Below are 16,433 nucleotides of genomic sequence, written 5' to 3' on the forward strand. Positions count from 1 at the left end.
GCTTTTTCCGGGCGATTTCAGAACCGGCGCCAGACCGCCACAACCGGCCCGCCCGAGATCGGCGTCTCCCGCCCCGCCGCCGTCTGCCGCCAGCCCGCCTGCAGGCTCCAGTCGCCCAGCCGGCGCACCACCGAGGTCTCCATCGACAGCCAGCGCGCGCCTTCGACGACGCCGTCGTCGTCCGCCGCCCCGCCGAAGGCCTGGGCCAGCACCATCCAGTCCTCGCCGAAATGCCCGCCGAGGGTGACATCCACCCGGGTCTCGTCCGGCAGGCCGTCGCGAATCCGCCGCGCCGCCTGAAACTCGACGAAGGACCGGTCGGGGCCCCATCGAACGGGCAAACCGCCGAACGACCGTCCGACGGACACCCGCGCCTCAAAATCATGGTCGCCGACGCCCGGGGCGGCGTATCCGGCGTTACGCCCCTCCCCGGCCGAGGCATAGCCGCCGTAGAGGCTGACGGCCGCCCTGTCGTCGCGCCAGACCTGCCAGGTCAGGCCGACCTCCAGCGGGCCGCGCCCCTCATAGGCGACGAAAGCGTCCTCCCCGTCCTGCCAGTCGCCCTTGAACTGGACTGTCAGCCGGTCGGTGACGCCGTATTCGGCGAAGACCCCCGCCGAGGCGTCGCGGCGCTCTTCCGGCAGGTCGACGCGCTCGCCGTCGGAGTCGAACCCCTGATCGGCGCGCATATCCTCATACTTGACGATGACCTGGCCCCTGCCCTTCGGCTGGGTCCAGGCGCCCGCCCACGCGGGACCAACGGCCACGGAGGGCAGAAGGACCGCGACGCCTGCGAGAAGCGCCGCGGCCGCCTTCAAGCGTCGTAGCCCGGGGATTTGCGGTCCAGCATGCGCAGCGCGCCCGGCCAGGCCAGGGCCGCGACGAAGGGCAGTCCCCCGCCCTGCTGCTTGGTCTCTTCCTGCGCGGCCTCCGGAGCGATCAGGACATGCTCGCGGCCGCCCGACAGGGCCGCCACCTGCTGGGCGCAGGCCCGCTCCAGGAAGAACATGCCGATCCAGGCCGCCGCCGCCGTCTGACCGACCGCCAGCGTGCCGTGATTGCGCAGCAGCATCAGAGGCTTGTCGCCCAGATCCGCCACCAGCCGCTCGCGCTCGTCGTGGTTCAGGGCCAGGCCCTCATAGCCGTGATAGGCGACCTGATGCTGCAGCAGGCAGGCGTTCTGGCCGATCGGCAGCAGACCCTCCTGCTGCGCCGCCACGCCCACCCCCGCCGTGGTGTGCAGGTGGATGACGTAGTGGGCGTCCTCGCGCGCCGCATGCACCGCCGAGTGGATGGTGAAGCCCGCCGGATTGATGAAGCTCTGGGTCTCCTGAACGATGTTGCCGTCCAGATCGACCTTCACCAGCGCCGAGGCCGTCATCTCCTCGAAATACCAGCCGTAGGGGTTGATCAGGAAATGATGCTCGGGCCCCGGCACCCGGGCCGAGATGTGGGTGAAGATCATGTCGTCCCAGCCGTGCAGGGCGACCAGCCGGTAGAGGGCGGCCAGATCCACCCGGGCCTGCCATTCGGCCTCGGAAACGCGGGACTTCAGACTTTGCGGGGCGGCGCCGTCGGCCATGAGGGTATCCTTCCTGTCGCCTCTCCGGGCGTGGCCTCTACCGTCCTCCCCCGACGATACGTCGTCAAGCGTGCCGCAAGGTAAGGTTGATGGTCCATTAACCCCGTTTTCATGACCGGTACCGCACCCTTCTCTCCAGAATCGGGCTTGATCCGACCGGAGTTCTCGCCGTGACCGCTGTCGCCTCGTTGCAAACCTTCGCCCCCACGCGGCCTGCGAGCTTCTCGCCCGCCGACCTGCTGACCCTGGCGAAGAGCCGCACCACCGACGACCGCCAACGCCTTCTGCTGGGCATCGCCGCCCTGTGCGACTCGACACCGGCCGGCGCCGAGGTCTCGCCGGTCCTGACCGAGATCTTCCTGACCCTGGCCCGCCAGGCCGAACACGACATCCGCAAGTCCCTGGCCGAGAGCCTCGCCGGCGCCGAATGGGCGCCCCTCGCCCTCGTCAACATGCTGGCGCTGGACGAGATCGAGATCGCCCGTCCGATCATCGCCAACAGCCCCCTGCTCAAGGATCACGACCTGATCCGCATCCTGGTCGAGGCCACGGTCGAGCATCATATCGAGGTCGCCCGCCGCCCGATGCTCAGCGGCGCCGTCGCCGACGCCATCATCGACGCCGCCGAGCCGGCGACCATGACCGCCCTGGCCTCCAACCGCACCGCCGAGATCAGCGAGGCCGGCCTCGGCCGTCTGGTCGAGCAATCGCGCCGCATCGCCGCCCTGCGCGCGCCCCTGACGCGTCACCCCCGCCTCAACGACACCCTGGCCCGCGAGCTCTACAGCCTGGTCGGCCACGCCCTGCGTCAGGCCATCGGCGAACGCTTCCGCGTCGACGACGCCGCCCTGGCCGAAGCCATCGAGACCGCCGTCATCAGCATCGGCCCCGGCCGGGTTCCGGTCCCCGCCACGCCCCAGCCCAGCCATTCCGAACGCGAGGAGATGGAACGCCGTCTGGTCGCCAAGCTGCAGAGCGCCGGCCAGCTGCGTCCCGGCTTCCTGATCCGCGCCATCCGCGAAAAGCGCCTGAGCCTGTTCGAACACTCACTCGCGGCGCTGGGCGGCTTCAGCGTGACCCAGATCCGCAGCGCGGTCTCGCGCCCCACGCCCCAGCCCCTTTTCCTGGCCTGCAGCGCCGTCGGCATCGACCGCGCCGTCTTCCCGGCCGTGCTGGACGAGATCCGCAAACTGACCAACGGCCTGCCCGGCTGGGGTGGCGACTGGGGCATGTCGGCCCTGTCCCAGGCCGACGCCGCCCGCGAATTCCGCGCCATGGTCGCCGACCTCGCGGCCTGAGTTCGCGACCTGAAATCGCACTTCGGTATTTGACTTCGCCGCCGCGCTCGGCTTGCGTGTCGGCGTGACCGATCATGCTCCCTCCTCGCCGATAGCCCCCGACCTGGCCATCGCCTTCACCGCCAGCGAGCGGCCCGAGGCCCAGTTCGCGCGCACGCGGCTGGCCAAACGCTACGGCTCCGTCCCGGTCGAGGAGGCCGACGTCATCGTGGCCCTCGGCGGCGACGGCTTCATGCTGGAGACCCTGCACAGCGACCTGACGCGCCGCACCCCCGTCTACGGCATGAACCGGGGCTCGATCGGCTTCCTGATGAACGACTATGAGGAGGACGATCTTCCGGCCCGAATCGCCGCCGCCGGCCGCGCCGTCATTCACCCGCTGCAGATGGACGCCTGGAACGAGGCCGGAGAGGTCTCCAGCGGCCTGGCCATCAATGAGGTCTCCCTGCTGCGCCAGACGCGCCAGAGCGCCAAGCTGCGCATCACCGTCGACGGGCGGGTCCGGCTGGACGAGCTGATCTGCGACGGCTGCATGGTCGCGACCCCCGCGGGCTCGACGGCCTACAACCTCTCGGCCCACGGCCCGATCATCCCGCTGGACGCCCGGATGCTGGCCCTGACCCCGATCAGCGCCTTCCGTCCCCGCCGCTGGCGCGGCGCCCTGCTCTCGCACGAGGCCCGGGTCAGTTTCGAGGTGCTGGAGCACGACAAACGCCCCGTCAGCGCCGTCGCCGACAATCTGGAGGTCCGCCGCGTCGCCCGCGTCGATGTGCGCGAACGCCGCGACATCGCCCTGACCATGCTGTTCGAACCCGGCCGCTCCTTCGAGGAACGGGTTTTGCTCGAACAATTCACCGGTTGAGCCGAAAGGTCACCGTTCCTTAAGCCTGGCGGGAGCATGCTGCGCCTGCACGTCCCGCAGGAGTTCCCGTGAGCAACCCGGCCCAGGTCATCCGTCCGCCCAACACGCTGCGCCTCAAGGTCGGCGGCGGTTTCGGCGGCATCGACGCCAACGCTATCGCCAAGGCCGAAGAGGCCCTGAAGGCGATGTCGGCCCAGTTCGGCCAGTGGCTGCAGGACGAGATCAACAAGCTGGACGCCGCCCAGGCCGCCATCCGCGCCGAGGGCCTGAACGCCCAGACCGCCGAGGGCCTGTATTTCCGCGCCCACGACCTCAAGGGTCTCGGCACCACCTATCAATATCCGCTGGTCACCCGCCTGGCCGGCTCGCTGTGCAAGCTGCTGGACGACCCGACCAAGCGCGCCGCCGCCCCGGTCCGTCTGCTCGACGCCCACATCGACGCCATCAAGGCCGTGGTCCGCGACCAGATCCAGACCGACGACCACCCGACCGGCCGCGTCCTGGCCGAGACCCTCGAAGCCGAGGTCGCCGCCTACAAGGTCTGACCCGCGCTCTGGTCGCGAGGCTCCGCGAGCCGAGCATGACGCCAACAGAACAGCAAAACGCCCGCTCGGACCGAGCGGGCGTTTTTCGTTTCCGGAGAAGCCTCAGGCCGCCGAGGCGTTGCGGCCCGCTGTCGGCAGCGGCGGCTGGTCCAGCCGCTCCATCAGATAGGCCAGGTCGTCGCGCGGGGCGTTGGGGCGCTGGGTCATGAAGCGCTCCAGCATCCGCTGGCGGAAGGCCTCGCCCGAGGTGTCGGCGCCCTCGGCCTGAAGCGCGCGCCAGGTGTCGACCCCGGCGCGGAAGGCCTGGAACAGCCGCGGCGGCAGGCCCGCGCGGTCATAGATGGCCTTCAGCCCCAGAGGCCCCGCGTCGTGCACCATCAGCCAGGCGCGCGAATGCGGCGTTGAGGCCAGTTCGGCGACGGCGTGCTCGAACAGCACCATCTGCCCCCGCGCCAGGGCCCGCAGCAGCAGCGACGCCGTCAGGGCCTTGCGGGCGTTCAGCTGGGCCACGAAGCGCGGCAGGTCGGGGCTGGCCGCGGCCTGATCGACCAGATCGATGGTCGAGCGCTCGCGCGCGAAGGTGGCCAGGCGGATGGCGGTCTCGGGCGCCACGGCGTGGCGGCTGATCAGGTGCTCGCGCACGGCGTCGCTGGCCAGGGCGATCAGCCGCTCGGTCACATCCAGCGGCAGGACCTGGCGATAGGACAGGGCCGCGACCAGCTCGGGCGTGTCGCCGAAACGGTCGATGGAGCGGATCATCGCCCCTTCGGACAGGTCGGCGTTGTCGTTCGAGGCCAGGGTCCGCACGGCCATCTCGCAGCCGTCGATGCTCAGGCATTCGGCGACGTCGCGCGACACCTTCGGCCGGGCGGCGATGGCGACCTGGCGCACGGCCGATCCGGCGCGCACGATCTCGATCAGGTCGTCGTCGGTGAAGACGGGCGAGGCGCCGATGATGGGCAGGGCCACGCTGTCGACGTCGGCCGCCAGACGCCGCGCCACATCGTGCGGCAGCAGGTCCGAGGCCTTCAGCGTCACCGCCAGCGACCGGCGCACCAGTTCGGCGGCGTCATTGGCCAGCACGCGCAGGATCTTCTGCGCCGCCTCGCGGTCGGCGTCGGTCAGCTCGGCCCGGTCCATGCTGCGGCACAGCTTGTGGGCGGCGGAGGCGCGTTCGTCCTCGTCCGTGGCCTTGATCAGCCGGCGGATGTCGAACTCGGTCAGACGGGCGCGAAAGGCGGTCATGCGGCGGCTCTTGAGACGGGCGAGCGAAGAATCGGCCCCCGGTCGATCCTCAGCTTGCCATGCTTAACGTCCGGTTTACCAACTCTACGAAGATCGGCCCCGACCTCGTGGTCTGACCTCGCATATCCGTCGACAGGCCGGCGTTGAAATCACATGCCCTTTCCGCGGAAATCGACAATCGGTCCAGCAGGGTCCTGCGCCGTGGTAGGCTGCCTTCGGGTCTTTGACATCGCAGGCGATACGATAGGCGAAGGACGACATCCGCCGGCTCCGGTTCTGCACGCGCTTGCACGGCCGAGTGCAAAGCGGTGTCGCGACATCGAAGCCGTAAATTCAACGGCCTGACCGCCGCCTCCTCATACGCCACTTTCAGAATTGCACTTTTTGCACCCGGTTTTTTCGAGTGCACGCGCGGACCCTAGGCCGCGTCGGTCTCCGGCCCGTAGGCGCCGCCGAAGCCACCGCCCTTCCCCTCCCCGTCCTGGCCCAGCAGCAGGGCCAGCAGGCTCTCGTTCTGCTTCAGCCGGTCCAGACGCGCGGCCATCATGATGTCCCGCTCCTGATCGGTCGGCGGCGTCATGGGCGAACGGCTGGCGTCGGCGGCCGGCGCTCCGTCTCCGGCGGTGCGCTGCAGATTGGCGTGGACCTCGGCGACCGTCGCCGGTCGGCCGTCGCGGTAGAAGATCGGGCGGTTGGCCTGGGCCGCGTCGGGGAACATCGCCGCCGCGCTGGCGCCCGGGTTGGCGTCCATCGCCTGCATCAGCCGCGCCGCCCCCGCCGGCCCCAGGAAATGGGCGGCGTACAGGTCGCCGGCGCCCGGCTCCTTGCCCGTCCGGCCGCGCAGATAGGCGGCGTTGGACGCCGTCAGCTCCGCCGCCATGCTGGACGCCGCCTGGGGGTCGAACCTCAGGTCCATGACCACGTTGCGGGCCGAGCCGTCGACACGCCAGCGCCCGTCCCGTCCCTGATGGATCAGGTCGGCGTACTGGCCGTAGCCGTGCTTGGCGCCCGACTGTTTGACGGTCGCCAGCCAGGTCTGTTCGATGAACTGGAACAGCCCCGCCGCCGACGACGTCCGCGCCTGGGCCTGGGGGTTGAAGGCGCTCTCGCGCCGCGCGGTCTTCATCAGGAAGTCGAAGTCCACGCCGGTCGCCGTCGAGGCGCGCCGGATGGCCGCCTCCACGCCGCTCGATGAGGGAATCGATCCAACCGCCATGATGCTCGGACGCTCGTCGAACGTGGTTAACGAAAGGTAAATTCGCCACCTCCGCGCGTCTTCGCGGCAGGTAAGCGCTGATAAGCTGTGCCTTGCCCAAAAGCCGACACAAGCTGAGCGCGAACTTCGTTTTGTGGGCGGCTGGGGAGCGGCCACGGGAGTGACTGCCATGATGATGAAGACAGCCGGGGGACCTGGACTGGTCAGCCCTATCGACTACGCCGAACGCAAGAAGCCGATGCCGCGCGCGACCCTGATCGCGGTGAGCATCGTGGTCCTGGCCCACATCGGGGTCGGCGCCGCCCTCTACTATCAGAAGTTCGAACTGACGCCGAACGAGACGGCGCCCGAGCCGGACGCCATCAAGGTGACGATGGACCCGCTGGTGAAGCCGCCCGTGCCCGAACCGCCCAAGCCCGACCAACCGCGGCCGGCGACCAACACCATCCACCAGACGCCCACCCCGACCACGGTGACCGACACCTTTGTCGCCGAGACCCTGTCCAAGCCCACGGGCGAGCCCGGGCCGGTGATCAACTTCAATGACGCCAAGCCGGTCGAACAGCCGGGCACGGCGGTCGAGCCGCCCCGTCCTCCGGCGGTCATCACCCGGCCGCAGTGGGCCAGCCAGCCCTCGGCGGCGCAGATGAGCCGGGCCTATCCGGAACGGGCGCTCAGCAACGGTGAGTCCGGCTCGGCGGCCCTGCTGTGCACGGTCAGCGCGGCGGGCACGCTGAGCAACTGCTCGGTGACCGCCGAGACCCCGTCCGGCCGCCGCTTCGGTAATGCGGCCATGGGCCTGACCCGGTACTTCCGGATGCAGCCCGGCGCGGTCAACGGCCAGGCCATCGACGGCGCCAAGGTCTCCTTCACCGTCCGCTTCGCGGCGGGCGAGTAAGACTCAGGCGAACCTGAGCGGGTTCAGGGCGGCGGCGTGCTCGAGCGCGTCGCCGCCCCCAGCCTGTGAAGTGATCTCATCGGCGACCACCCGCCCGACCAGCGGTCCCAGCAGCCAGCCGTTGCGGCGCGGCGCCAGGGCCAGATAGAGCCCTGCCTCGCCGCTGAAGCCGGCCATGGGCAGGCCGTCCGGCGTCGCCCCGCGCACCCCGACGCGCCAGTAGACGCCGTCCTCGATCTCGCATTCGATCAGGGCCGCCGCCATGGCCGCCAGCCGCGCCCCGACGTCGGCGTCGGGCTCCAGATCGCGCCGCCCGGGCTCCATGGTCGCCCCGATCAGGGACCCGCCCTCGGTCGGCGCCACATAGCCCCCTGCCCCGCGCGTGACCGTCTCCGCCAGGGTCTGGGCGGTGAAGCCGATCTGCCCCCGGATCGGGGCGATCTGGCGGATCAGCGCCGCGACGGCCTCGGGCAGGCCCGGCAGGGGTTCGGCCGCGCCGGTGGCCAGCACCACCGTCGTCGCCGCGATGGGCCCCGCCTCCGTCTCAACGCTCCAGCCCGTCTCGGCCCGGGCGATCCGAAGGGCAGAGGTCACCACTGGCGGCGTCTTCAGCACCGCCTTCAGGGCCGCCAGAGCCGACACAGGGTCCACCTGAACATCGCCGGGGACCTGCACCTGTCCCTGACCGTCCAGCGAGGCTGAAAAGCCCAAGGCCTCCAGCGCCGCCACGGTTCGTTCGGCATCCTTGCCGCGCCAGACAGCGGGCGCGGGCTTCAGCCTGACCTCGGGAATGTCCGCCCACAGCCGCCCCGCCGCGCGCAGCAGCCGCGCCTGCTCCGGCGTCGCCCCGTCGACGAAGGCCTCGATCCCCGGGGCGATCATCCCGGCCGCCACGGACGAGGCGTTGGCCCCACCCGGATCGAGCACCAGCACGTCCCGACCGCGCCGGGTCAGCTCCACGGCCGTGCACAGCCCCAGCACGCCGGCGCCGATGACGAGAGTGTCGGTAGTCAGGGGAGGAAACGAAGAAGGCACGGACCGTCCTTCGACCGCCCGTGCCTTCATTTCAAGCCTTGTCCTCCCCGTCTCCTCCCCGTCGCGCAGCGATGGGGAGGTGGCTCCGAGCCCTTCGCGAGGAGACGGAGGGGCTCTTAAGCGGAGACCGCCAACCCGCCTTCGGCGTTCAGACGCTCGACCAGCGCCTCATGCTGGGCCCACAGGGCCTTGGGCAGGCGGTCGCCGAACCTGTCGTAGAAGGCCGGGATCAGCGAGGCTTCCTCGCTCCAGACCTGCGTATCGACGTCCAGCAGCAGCTGCAGGTCGGCGTCCGACAGGTCGAGGCCTTCCAGGTCCAGCGCGTCCGCCGTGGGCACGCGGCCGACCGGGGTCTCGGTCGCCGTCGCCGTGCCGTCCAGACGCTCGGAGATCCACTTCAGGACGCGGGCGTTCTCGCCGAAGCCCGGCCAGACGAACTGGCCGTCCTCGTTCTTGCGGAACCAGTTGACGAAGTAGATGCGCGGCAGCTTCGAGGCGTCCTGCGCGGTCTCGCCCAGGCTCAGCCAGTGCCGGAAGTAGTCGCCCATGTTGTAGCCGCAGAAGGGCAGCATGGCGAAGGGATCGCGGCGCAGCTCGCCGATGGCGTTCTCGGCGGCGGCGGTGCCTTCCGAGGCGACGGTCGAGCCGAGGAAGACCCCGTGCTCCCAGTCGAAGGCCTCGGTCACCAGCGGCACGGCCGAGGCGCGGCGGCCGCCGAACAGGATGGCCGAGATCGGCACGCCCCTGGGGTCTTCCCATTCGGGGGCGATGGTCGGGCACTGCGAGGCCGGCGAGGCGAAGCGGGCGTTCGGGTGGGCCGCGGGCTCGCCCGAGGCGGCGTCATAGGCGGCGCCCTTCCAGGTCGTCATGCCTTCGGGGGCGTCCTTCGACATCCCCTCCCACCAGACGTCGCCGTCGGCGGTCAGGGCGGTGTTGGTGAAGACGGTGTTGGTCGCCAGGGTGGCCATGGCGTTGGTGTTCGAGGCATGGCTGGTGCCCGGCGCGACGCCGAAGAAGCCGGCCTCGGGGTTCACCGCGTACAGCCGGCCGTCGTCGCCGAAGCGCATCCAGGCGATGTCATCGCCGATGGTCTCGGCCTTCCAGCCCGGCAGCGTCGGCTGCAGCATGGCCAGGTTGGTCTTGCCGCAGGCGCTGGGGAAGGCGGCGGCGACGTACTTGGCCTCACCGTCCGGGTTGGTCAGCTTGAGGATCAGCATGTGCTCGGCCAGCCAGCCCTCGTCGCGGGCCATGACCGAGGCGATGCGCAGGGCGTAGCACTTCTTGCCCAGCAGGGCGTTGCCGCCGTAGCCCGAGCCGTAGGACCAGATCTCGCGCGTCTCGGGGAAGTGGACGATCCACTTGTCGGCGTTGCAGGGCCAGGCCACGTCCGACTGGCCGGGGGCCAGGGGCGCGCCCAGGGTGTGGACCGCCGGTACGAAGACGCCGTCGTCGCCCAGCACGTCAAGCGCCGGCTTGCCCATACGGGTCATGATGCCCATCGAGACGGCGACATAGCCGCTGTCGGTGATCTCGACGCCCAGGGCCGAGATCTTCGAGCCCAGCGGCCCCATCGAGAACGGGACCACATACATGGTCCGGCCGACCATGCAGCCGTCGAACAGGCCGTCCAGCCGCTCGCGCATCTCGATCGGGTCTGACCAGTTGTTGGTCGGGCCGGCGTCGGCCTCATCCTCTGAGCAGATGAAGGTGCGGCTCTCGACCCGGGCCACGTCACGCGGGTCCGAGGCGGCGTAGTAGCTGCCGGGGCGTTTGACCGGGTCCAGCGCCTTCAGCGTGCCCTTGTCGATCAGGTCGGCGACGATGGCGGCCTTCTCGGCCTCCGACCCGTCGCACCAGTGGACCCGGTCCGGCCGCGTCAACGCCGCGATCTGCTCGACCCAGGCGACCAGCCGGGCGTGACGCGTTGGCGCAGGGTGAAGGCCCGGTACAGATACCGGTTCGATCTCGAGTGCGGACATGGGATAGCTCCTGAACCACCGGCTGCGGCGCTCATTTCGAAGCGGCGCCGCTAACCTCTAGATGTAACATGACGTGATGTTTCAGTTACAAAGACAGCCTGCGGACCCTGCGTCAACTGTGGCAAGTTTCCACCGCTCACGCCCGCTATGTTGTTCATCATGAAGTGATTTTTGACCTCTGCGATGACACCGGTATCATTCGAATGAAGACGATGGATGCGCTTGAAAACCTCCCGTCCGGAGCGATTTCCTCGCCGGCGGCGAGACGCAATATTGAACCTATCCGACAGGTGCTCGCCGCGCATTTTCCGACCCATGGACGGGTGCTGGAGATCGCCGCGGGCTCCGGAGAGCACGCCGTCGCCTTCGCCGAGTCGTTCCCGGGGCTCGACTGGACGCCCGCCGACCCCAGTGAGGAGGCGCGGATCAGCATCGGGGCCTGGACCGGCTTGCATGGTCCGCCGAACCTGCGCCCTCCCCTCGATCTGGACGCTTCCCAACCGGAGAGCTGGCCTGAGGGCCCGTTCGACGCGGTCCTCTGCATCAACATGATCCACATCAGCCCCTGGACCGCGACCGAGGGTCTGATGGCCGGCGCGGAGCGGGTCCTGGCCAATCCCGGCGGGCTTCTGGCCCTCTATGGCCCCTATCGCGAGGCCGACGTCGAACTGGCCCCGTCCAACGCCGCCTTCGACGACAGCCTGAGGTCCCGCGACCCCGCCTGGGGCCTGCGCGACCGCGACGCCATCGCCGCCGAGGCCCGCAGGCACGGCCTGCACCTGACCCTCAGGGTCGCCATGCCCGCCAACAACCTGATGCTCCTGTTCCGCCGCGCCTGAACCCAACGACAACAAAGGAAACGCCCATGAAGACCGCTCTCGCCGCTATCGCCTGTCTCGCCCTCACCGCCCCGGCCTTCGCCCAGACTGCGGCGCCCACCCCTGCCCCGGCCCCCTCGCCCCAGCCGCCCGCCTATGGTGCGCCGATCAGCCTTGAGGCCGCCCAGGCCCTGATCGCCCGCGCCGTCGCCGCCGCCGAGGCCCGTCACTTCCGCATGGCCGTGGCCATCGTCGAGCCCTCGGGCGAGCTGGTCGCCTTCGTGCGCATGGACGACACCCAGTACGGCTCCATCTTCGTGGCCCAGAAGAAGGCCTCGACGGCCGCCCGCTACCGGATGCCCACCTCCACGATGGAAGAACGCACCCTGGCCGGCCGCACGGTGACCCTGGCCAACGAAGACAGCCTGCCTATCGCCGGCGGCATTCCCATCGTCGTCGACGGCAAGATCGTCGGGGCCATCGGCGTCTCGGGCGCGGCGGCGTCCGAGGACAATGAGATCGCGAAGGCGGCGCTGGGTCAGTAAAGCCTTGCCCGATGGGAGCCATGGCCTCTAGGACCGGCCATGGCTTTCACCCGCACCTATGACGGCGACGAACCGATCCGGCTGAACAAGTGGATGGGCCAGACCGGCGTCTGTTCCCGCCGCGAGGCCGACGCCCTGATCGCCCAGGGTCTGGTCTCCATCGACGGGGCCGTGGTCACCGACGCCGGGCGCAAGATCGAGACCGGCCAGACGCTGGTTCTGGCCGATCAGGCGACCGAGGCCCTGGCCGCGGGCGTGACCATCCTGATCCACAAGCCCGTCGGCTATGTCTCGGGCCAGCCCGAGCCCGACAAGATCCCGGCCGTCCGCCTGCTGACCGAGGCCAATCGCATCGGCGAGGGCGAGGTCCCGCCGGCCGACGCCTCCCTGCCCCCCATCGGGCGGCTGGACGAGGACTCGCGCGGCCTCCTGCTGCTGTCCTCCGACGGGGTGGTGGCCAAGGCGGTGATCGGGCCCGACAGCGACCTCGACAAGGAGTACCTCGTCCGGGTGGTCGGCGATGTGACCGAGAAGAAGCTCAAGATCCTGCGCCACGGCCTGATGCTGGACGGGCGTCAGCTGCGCCCCGCCTATGTCAGCCGGATGGAGTCCTTCCGGCTCAAGTTCATCCTGCGCGAAGGCCGCAATCGCCAGATCCGCCGGATGTGCGAGATGGTGGACCTCGAGGTCGTCGACCTGATCCGCGTCCGCATCGGCCCGATCCGGCTGGACGGCATTCCCGAGGGCAAGTGGCGGATGGCCACGGCCGAGGAGCGCGCCGCCCTGCTGGGGCAGACGCCTAGCGCCTGAACACCCCGACCAGTTCGACGTGGGCCGACCACAGGAACTGGTCGACGGGGGTCACCGTCTCCAGCCGGAAGCCGGCGTCGATCAGGACCTTCGCATCGCGGGCGAAGGTCGTGGGGTTGCAGGACACGCCCACGACCACCGAGGCCTTGGTCCCGGCGATCTGCTGCGTCTGATCGAGGGCGCCCGCGCGCGGGGGGTCGAAGACGATGGCGTCGCAGCCCTTGAGGTCGAACGGCGACAGGGGGCGGCGGAACAGGTCCCGCGCCTCGGCCGTGATCTGGCGCAGGCCCGAGGTCGAGCTGACCCCCGCCTTGAGGGCCGCGATCCCGGGCGCGGAGGCGTCGGCGGCCAGCACGGGCGCCACGGTCGCCAGGGGGAAGGTGAAGCTGCCGGAGCCGCAGAACAGGTCGGCGACCTTCTTCGCCCCCTTCACGGCGGCGACGGCGCGGCTGGTCATGGCCAGTTCGGCCTCAGGCACGGCCTGCAGGAAGCCGCCGGGCGGCAGGGGCACGCTGGCCGGGCCGAACATGACGCGCGGCTGGCGGGCCATGACCAGGGTCTCTCCGGCCATCGAAAGCCGGGCCAGATCGGCCTCATTGGCGGCGCGGATGGCCTGCATCTGCCGGTCACGGGACAGGCCGCCCGACTTGCGCTCCACCCCGGTCACATCGACGTCGAGGCCGGCCTCGGTCCAGGTCACATGAAGCGTGGGGGCCGACTTGGGGTGTTCGAGGAAGGCCCCCGCCACCTTGGCCAGCGACGGGAAGGCGCGGACCAGACGCGGGTCGGCGACCGGGCATTCCGTGATCTCGACCAGCCGCCAGCTCTTGCGGGCCTTAAAGCCGAGGACGACCTTGCCGTCTTCGAGACGGCGGGCATGCAGAGCCACGCGGCGGCGCGAGGCCATGGGCACGGCGACGGTGGCTTCGATCTCGGTCTCTATCCCCTCGCGGGCCAGGGCCAGCCGCACCTGTTCGCGCTTCCACTCCAGATAGGGGCCGGTCGCCCAGTGCTGCAGCGAGCAGCCGCCGCAGTCGCCGTACCGGGGCGAGACGGGGGCGACCCGGTCGGGGCTGGCGGTGAGGATCTCCACGCCCTCGGCGCGGCCGTCCTTGATCGTCTCGGCACGGATGGTCTCGCCCGGCAGGGTCAGGGGGGCGAACACCAGCCCGCCCGGCGTCTGGGCGATCCCGTCGCCCTGTCCGCCGACACGGGCGATCGTCAAGGTTTCCATCAGCGGGTCTCTATCCCCTACCCTTCCGGCGCTCAAGCCGGAGCCAAATCACACGCTTTCGCGCTCAAGCAGCGAACCGCCGCGCGGTGAGCGTTAGCGCTCTTCAAACATGAACGAAGATGAACGGCGCGCTCAAAGGCCGTTCAGCTTCGGTGTCCTAAACCTTGATGCAACAGACGCGGTGCTGATCCGTTCAGCGGCCAGATCTGCAACAGGGATCAAGGACCTCAAGATGTTCGCCACGTTCTCAAAACCCGTTCTGGCCGCCGTCGCCGTCGCGACCGCCGCCGCTTCGCTGCCCGCCGCGGCCAGCGCCCAGACCTATGTCCAGGGCTACGGCGGCGCCACCTACGGCCAGTCGCAGTACGACTACGGCTCGCAAACCTACTACAACCCCTGCGACCGCGAGCGCGAAGGCCGCACCGGGGCCGGCGCCGTGATCGGTGCGGGCGCGGGCGCCGTCGTCGGCTCCCAGCTGGCCGCGCGCGGCCGCCGCACCGAGGGCTCGATCCTGGGCGGCGTGCTCGGCGCCGTCATCGGCGGCAGCGTCGGCCGGGGCTCCAGCGACCGCTGCTACCAGAACCAGGGCTATGGCCAGCCGGCCTACAGCTCGGGCTATGCCCGGGTCCCGGCCTATCAGGGCTATGACGACCGCGGCTATGACGACCGTGGCTACGACCAGCGGGCCCAGGTCTACTACGACCAGAACGGCTATGGCCCGTACAGCACCGCCCCCTCCTACTCGGGTTCGTCCTCCTACTATTCGGCGCCCTCCAGCAGCTATGGCTCGAGCTACAGCTCCAGCTACGGCTCCTACAACCAGGGCTACACCGATGGTCGCCAGGACAGCCGCCGCGACCGCCGGGACGGCTATGACCGTCGCGACGACTACCGCGGCCAGGTCCAGTACAGCGCCGACGGCCGGTACTGGTACGACCCCCAATACGGCTGGCGCCCGCGCTAAGCCCTAACGAGATCGCGGCGTCGATTCTTTTCAGCCCCCCTGTCGGTCGACGACGTGACGGGAGCCGCCGGCGGAGAAATCCGTCGGCGGCTTTCCATTTTCTGGTGTCGCTAACGCTCGCCGCGCGGCGGCTCGCTGCTTGAGCGACATGTTGAAGGGTCGCTAACGCTCGCGACGCGGTCGCTCGCTGCTTCAGCGACATTGTGGGGTGTCGCTAACGCTCGCCGCGCGGCGGCTCGCTGCTTGAGCGACAGGTTGGTGGTTTCTTCAGCCTCCCTTTGCGGCCCACAGCAGGAACTCGACGTTGCCGTCGCCGCCGGTGATGGGGCTTTCGGTCGTGGCCTTGACGGTCCAGCCGATGCTTTCGAGCCAGTCGCGGACACCGGCGACGGCGGCGGCGTGGGCCTCGGGGTCCTTGACCACGCCCTTCTTGCCCGCGCTGGAGGGGCCGGAGCCTTCGAACTGGGGTTTGACGAGGGCGATCAGGTCGGCGCCGGGCGCGGCGAGGTCGAGAGCGGCGGGCAGGACCTTGGCGAGGCCGATGAAGCTGGCGTCGCAGACGACCAGTTGGGGCGCTTCGGGGATCAGGGCCGTGTCGAGGGTGCGGGCGTCGGTCTTCTCCAGATTGATCACGCGCGGGTCGGCGGCGATCCGCTCATGCATCTGGCCCGAGCCGACGTCGACGGCGAAGACCTTTACCGCGCCGCGCTCCAGACAGACCTCGGTGAAGCCGCCGGTCGAGGCGCCGACGTCAAGGGCGACCCTGCCCTCCACGACGATGGGCCAGAGGGTCAGGGCGTGATCCAGCTTGAGCGCGCCACGCCCGACGAAGCGGTGGGCGTCAACCGCGGTGATCTCGGCGTCGCGATCGACCTTCTGGGAGGCGGCCTTGGCGGGCTGGCCGTTGACGGTGACCCCGCCCGCCTCGATCGCCGCGCGCGCCCGCGACCGGCTCTCGGACAGGCCGCGATCGACGAGAAGCTGGTCCAGGCGGTCTTTCATCATGATCCCTCGTCGTCTTGATCTGGCGGTCTGGAAAACACCGCCACACCGCCAAACACCGCCACTTGCCGCTCTGCGAAGTCTGGCAGGGCGCCGCGAAAACGGGGCGCCAAACCGTGCCAAACCGTGCCACGTCGGAGGAGGTCTCCGGGCGGGATCAGCCGTTCAGGCATTCTAGCACGGGCGCGGACGGCGCCGGATTGAAGGGTGCGGATGGACTGCTGGGTCAGGCGTGGCCGTGTTTCGCCATGCTGACCCGATTTCACACCACACGCCGCTCATCCCCCACTCTCACCGCTCATCCCGGCGAATGCCGGGATCCAGATTCACAGGCAGCGCCTGAAGTTTCCCGCCGTCCGGATCCTTGCGGCAGATGCCCAGTCTGGATCTGGATCCCGGC

At 69.9% G+C, this 16,433-nt stretch carries 16 protein-coding genes; 8 read left to right on the forward strand and 8 right to left on the reverse strand.

Translation table 11 applies throughout. The annotated features are described in order from the left end of the window. Positions 1-17: 17 nt before the first annotated feature. Positions 18-818 carry a hypothetical protein gene (locus tag ACW172_RS00710; protein WP_492033286.1) on the reverse strand — a complete coding sequence of 267 codons (801 nt, stop codon included), beginning with the start codon at positions 816-818 and terminating at the stop codon, positions 18-20. Further along, positions 815-1,582, reverse strand: coding sequence for a class II aldolase/adducin family protein (locus tag ACW172_RS00715; RefSeq protein WP_492033287.1), 768 nt, complete (start codon positions 1,580-1,582; stop codon positions 815-817). Before ACW172_RS00715 ends, ACW172_RS00710 begins: the two co-directional genes overlap by 4 nt. A 170-nt stretch (positions 1,583-1,752) precedes the next feature. Between ACW172_RS00715 and ACW172_RS00720 the strand changes: the two genes are divergently transcribed. The 3 genes from ACW172_RS00720 (at position 1,753) to ACW172_RS00730 (ending at position 4,287) form a co-directional block, all read left to right on the forward strand. After that, positions 1,753-2,880 (forward strand): DUF2336 domain-containing protein, encoded by a 1,128-nt coding sequence (locus ACW172_RS00720; RefSeq protein ID WP_492033288.1) that lies wholly within the window; start codon positions 1,753-1,755, stop codon positions 2,878-2,880. Positions 2,881-2,944: 64 nt separating this feature from the next. Further along, the gene (locus ACW172_RS00725; protein ID WP_492033289.1) at positions 2,945-3,742 is read left to right on the forward strand and encodes an NAD kinase; all 798 of its coding nucleotides are present in this window, start codon (positions 2,945-2,947) and stop codon (positions 3,740-3,742) included. A 68-nt stretch (positions 3,743-3,810) separates the two neighbouring features. Continuing rightward, positions 3,811-4,287 (forward strand): Hpt domain-containing protein, encoded by a 477-nt coding sequence (locus ACW172_RS00730; RefSeq protein WP_492033290.1) that lies wholly within the window; start codon positions 3,811-3,813, stop codon positions 4,285-4,287. Between the two features lie 102 nt (positions 4,288-4,389). On the opposite strand, the gene spbR is transcribed toward ACW172_RS00730, so the two are convergent. Beyond that, a complete protein-coding gene (gene spbR / locus ACW172_RS00735) occupies positions 4,390-5,532 on the reverse strand; it encodes a SpbR family protein (protein WP_492033291.1) in 1,143 nt (380 codons plus the stop codon). Between the two features lie 418 nt (positions 5,533-5,950). Then, positions 5,951-6,748, reverse strand: a complete 798-nt coding sequence (locus ACW172_RS00740; protein ID WP_492033292.1) for a transglycosylase SLT domain-containing protein — start codon at positions 6,746-6,748, stop codon at positions 5,951-5,953. 169 nt (positions 6,749-6,917) lie between these two features. On the opposite strand from ACW172_RS00740, the gene ACW172_RS00745 reads away from it, so the two are divergent. Continuing rightward, complete coding sequence (locus tag ACW172_RS00745) at positions 6,918-7,646, forward strand: TonB family protein (protein ID WP_492033293.1); 729 nt, start codon at positions 6,918-6,920, stop codon at positions 7,644-7,646. 3 nt (positions 7,647-7,649) lie between these two features. Here the strand turns inward: ACW172_RS00745 and ACW172_RS00750 are convergent, their stop codons facing one another. Continuing rightward, entirely contained in the window at positions 7,650-8,681 is a 1,032-nt protein-coding gene (locus ACW172_RS00750; protein WP_492033294.1) for an NAD(P)/FAD-dependent oxidoreductase, read from the reverse strand. 116 nt (positions 8,682-8,797) lie between these two features. Then, the gene (locus ACW172_RS00755) at positions 8,798-10,660 is read right to left on the reverse strand and encodes a phosphoenolpyruvate carboxykinase (GTP) (protein WP_492033295.1); all 1,863 of its coding nucleotides are present in this window, start codon (positions 10,658-10,660) and stop codon (positions 8,798-8,800) included. A 290-nt stretch (positions 10,661-10,950) separates the two neighbouring features. Between ACW172_RS00755 and ACW172_RS00760 the strand changes: the two genes are divergently transcribed. Genes ACW172_RS00760 through ACW172_RS00770 form a run of 3 tightly spaced genes read left to right on the forward strand, consistent with a single transcriptional unit; the run spans position 10,951 to position 12,833 of the window. After that, positions 10,951-11,499, forward strand: a complete 549-nt coding sequence (locus ACW172_RS00760) for a DUF938 domain-containing protein (RefSeq protein ID WP_492033296.1) — start codon at positions 10,951-10,953, stop codon at positions 11,497-11,499. Positions 11,500-11,525: 26 nt separating this feature from the next. Beyond that, positions 11,526-12,023, forward strand: coding sequence for a GlcG/HbpS family heme-binding protein (locus ACW172_RS00765; RefSeq protein ID WP_492033297.1), 498 nt, complete (start codon positions 11,526-11,528; stop codon positions 12,021-12,023). A 39-nt stretch (positions 12,024-12,062) separates the two neighbouring features. Further along, complete coding sequence (locus tag ACW172_RS00770) at positions 12,063-12,833, forward strand: pseudouridine synthase (RefSeq protein WP_492033298.1); 771 nt, start codon at positions 12,063-12,065, stop codon at positions 12,831-12,833. On the opposite strand, the gene ACW172_RS00775 is transcribed toward ACW172_RS00770, so the two are convergent. Next, a complete protein-coding gene (locus ACW172_RS00775) occupies positions 12,823-14,067 on the reverse strand; it encodes a class I SAM-dependent RNA methyltransferase (protein WP_492033299.1) in 1,245 nt (414 codons plus the stop codon). The genes ACW172_RS00770 and ACW172_RS00775 overlap by 11 nt on opposite strands. 232 nt (positions 14,068-14,299) lie before the next feature. On the opposite strand from ACW172_RS00775, the gene ACW172_RS00780 reads away from it, so the two are divergent. Beyond that, positions 14,300-15,031 carry a YMGG-like glycine zipper-containing protein gene (locus ACW172_RS00780; RefSeq protein ID WP_492033300.1) on the forward strand — a complete coding sequence of 244 codons (732 nt, stop codon included), beginning with the start codon at positions 14,300-14,302 and terminating at the stop codon, positions 15,029-15,031. A gap of 267 nt (positions 15,032-15,298) precedes the next feature. On the opposite strand, the gene ACW172_RS00785 is transcribed toward ACW172_RS00780, so the two are convergent. Continuing rightward, on the reverse strand, positions 15,299-16,036 hold the full coding sequence (locus tag ACW172_RS00785; RefSeq protein ID WP_492033301.1) for a TlyA family RNA methyltransferase: 738 nt from the start codon (positions 16,034-16,036) through the stop codon (positions 15,299-15,301). Positions 16,037-16,433 lie beyond the last annotated feature (397 nt).

The sequence above is a fragment of the Brevundimonas sp. ALps5 genome, from assembly GCF_058681645.1.

Excerpts from the sequence above, each read along its gene's own strand:
- ACW172_RS00740 (WP_492033292.1), bottom strand. The coding sequence starts at position 6,748 with ATGGCGGTTGGATCGATTCCCTCATCGAGCGGCGTGGAGGCGGCCATC.
- ACW172_RS00780 (WP_492033300.1), top strand. The coding sequence starts at position 14,300 with ATGTTCGCCACGTTCTCAAAACCCGTTCTGGCCGCCGTCGCCGTCGCG.
- ACW172_RS00765 (WP_492033297.1), top strand. The coding sequence starts at position 11,526 with ATGAAGACCGCTCTCGCCGCTATCGCCTGTCTCGCCCTCACCGCCCCG.
- ACW172_RS00755 (WP_492033295.1), bottom strand. The coding sequence starts at position 10,660 with ATGTCCGCACTCGAGATCGAACCGGTATCTGTACCGGGCCTTCACCCT.
- ACW172_RS00785 (WP_492033301.1), bottom strand. The coding sequence starts at position 16,036 with ATGATGAAAGACCGCCTGGACCAGCTTCTCGTCGATCGCGGCCTGTCC.
- ACW172_RS00745 (WP_492033293.1), top strand. The coding sequence starts at position 6,918 with ATGATGATGAAGACAGCCGGGGGACCTGGACTGGTCAGCCCTATCGAC.
- ACW172_RS00770 (WP_492033298.1), top strand. The coding sequence starts at position 12,063 with ATGGCTTTCACCCGCACCTATGACGGCGACGAACCGATCCGGCTGAAC.
- spbR (WP_492033291.1), bottom strand. The coding sequence starts at position 5,532 with ATGACCGCCTTTCGCGCCCGTCTGACCGAGTTCGACATCCGCCGGCTG.
- ACW172_RS00775 (WP_492033299.1), bottom strand. The coding sequence starts at position 14,067 with ATGGAAACCTTGACGATCGCCCGTGTCGGCGGACAGGGCGACGGGATC.
- ACW172_RS00715 (WP_492033287.1), bottom strand. The coding sequence starts at position 1,582 with ATGGCCGACGGCGCCGCCCCGCAAAGTCTGAAGTCCCGCGTTTCCGAG.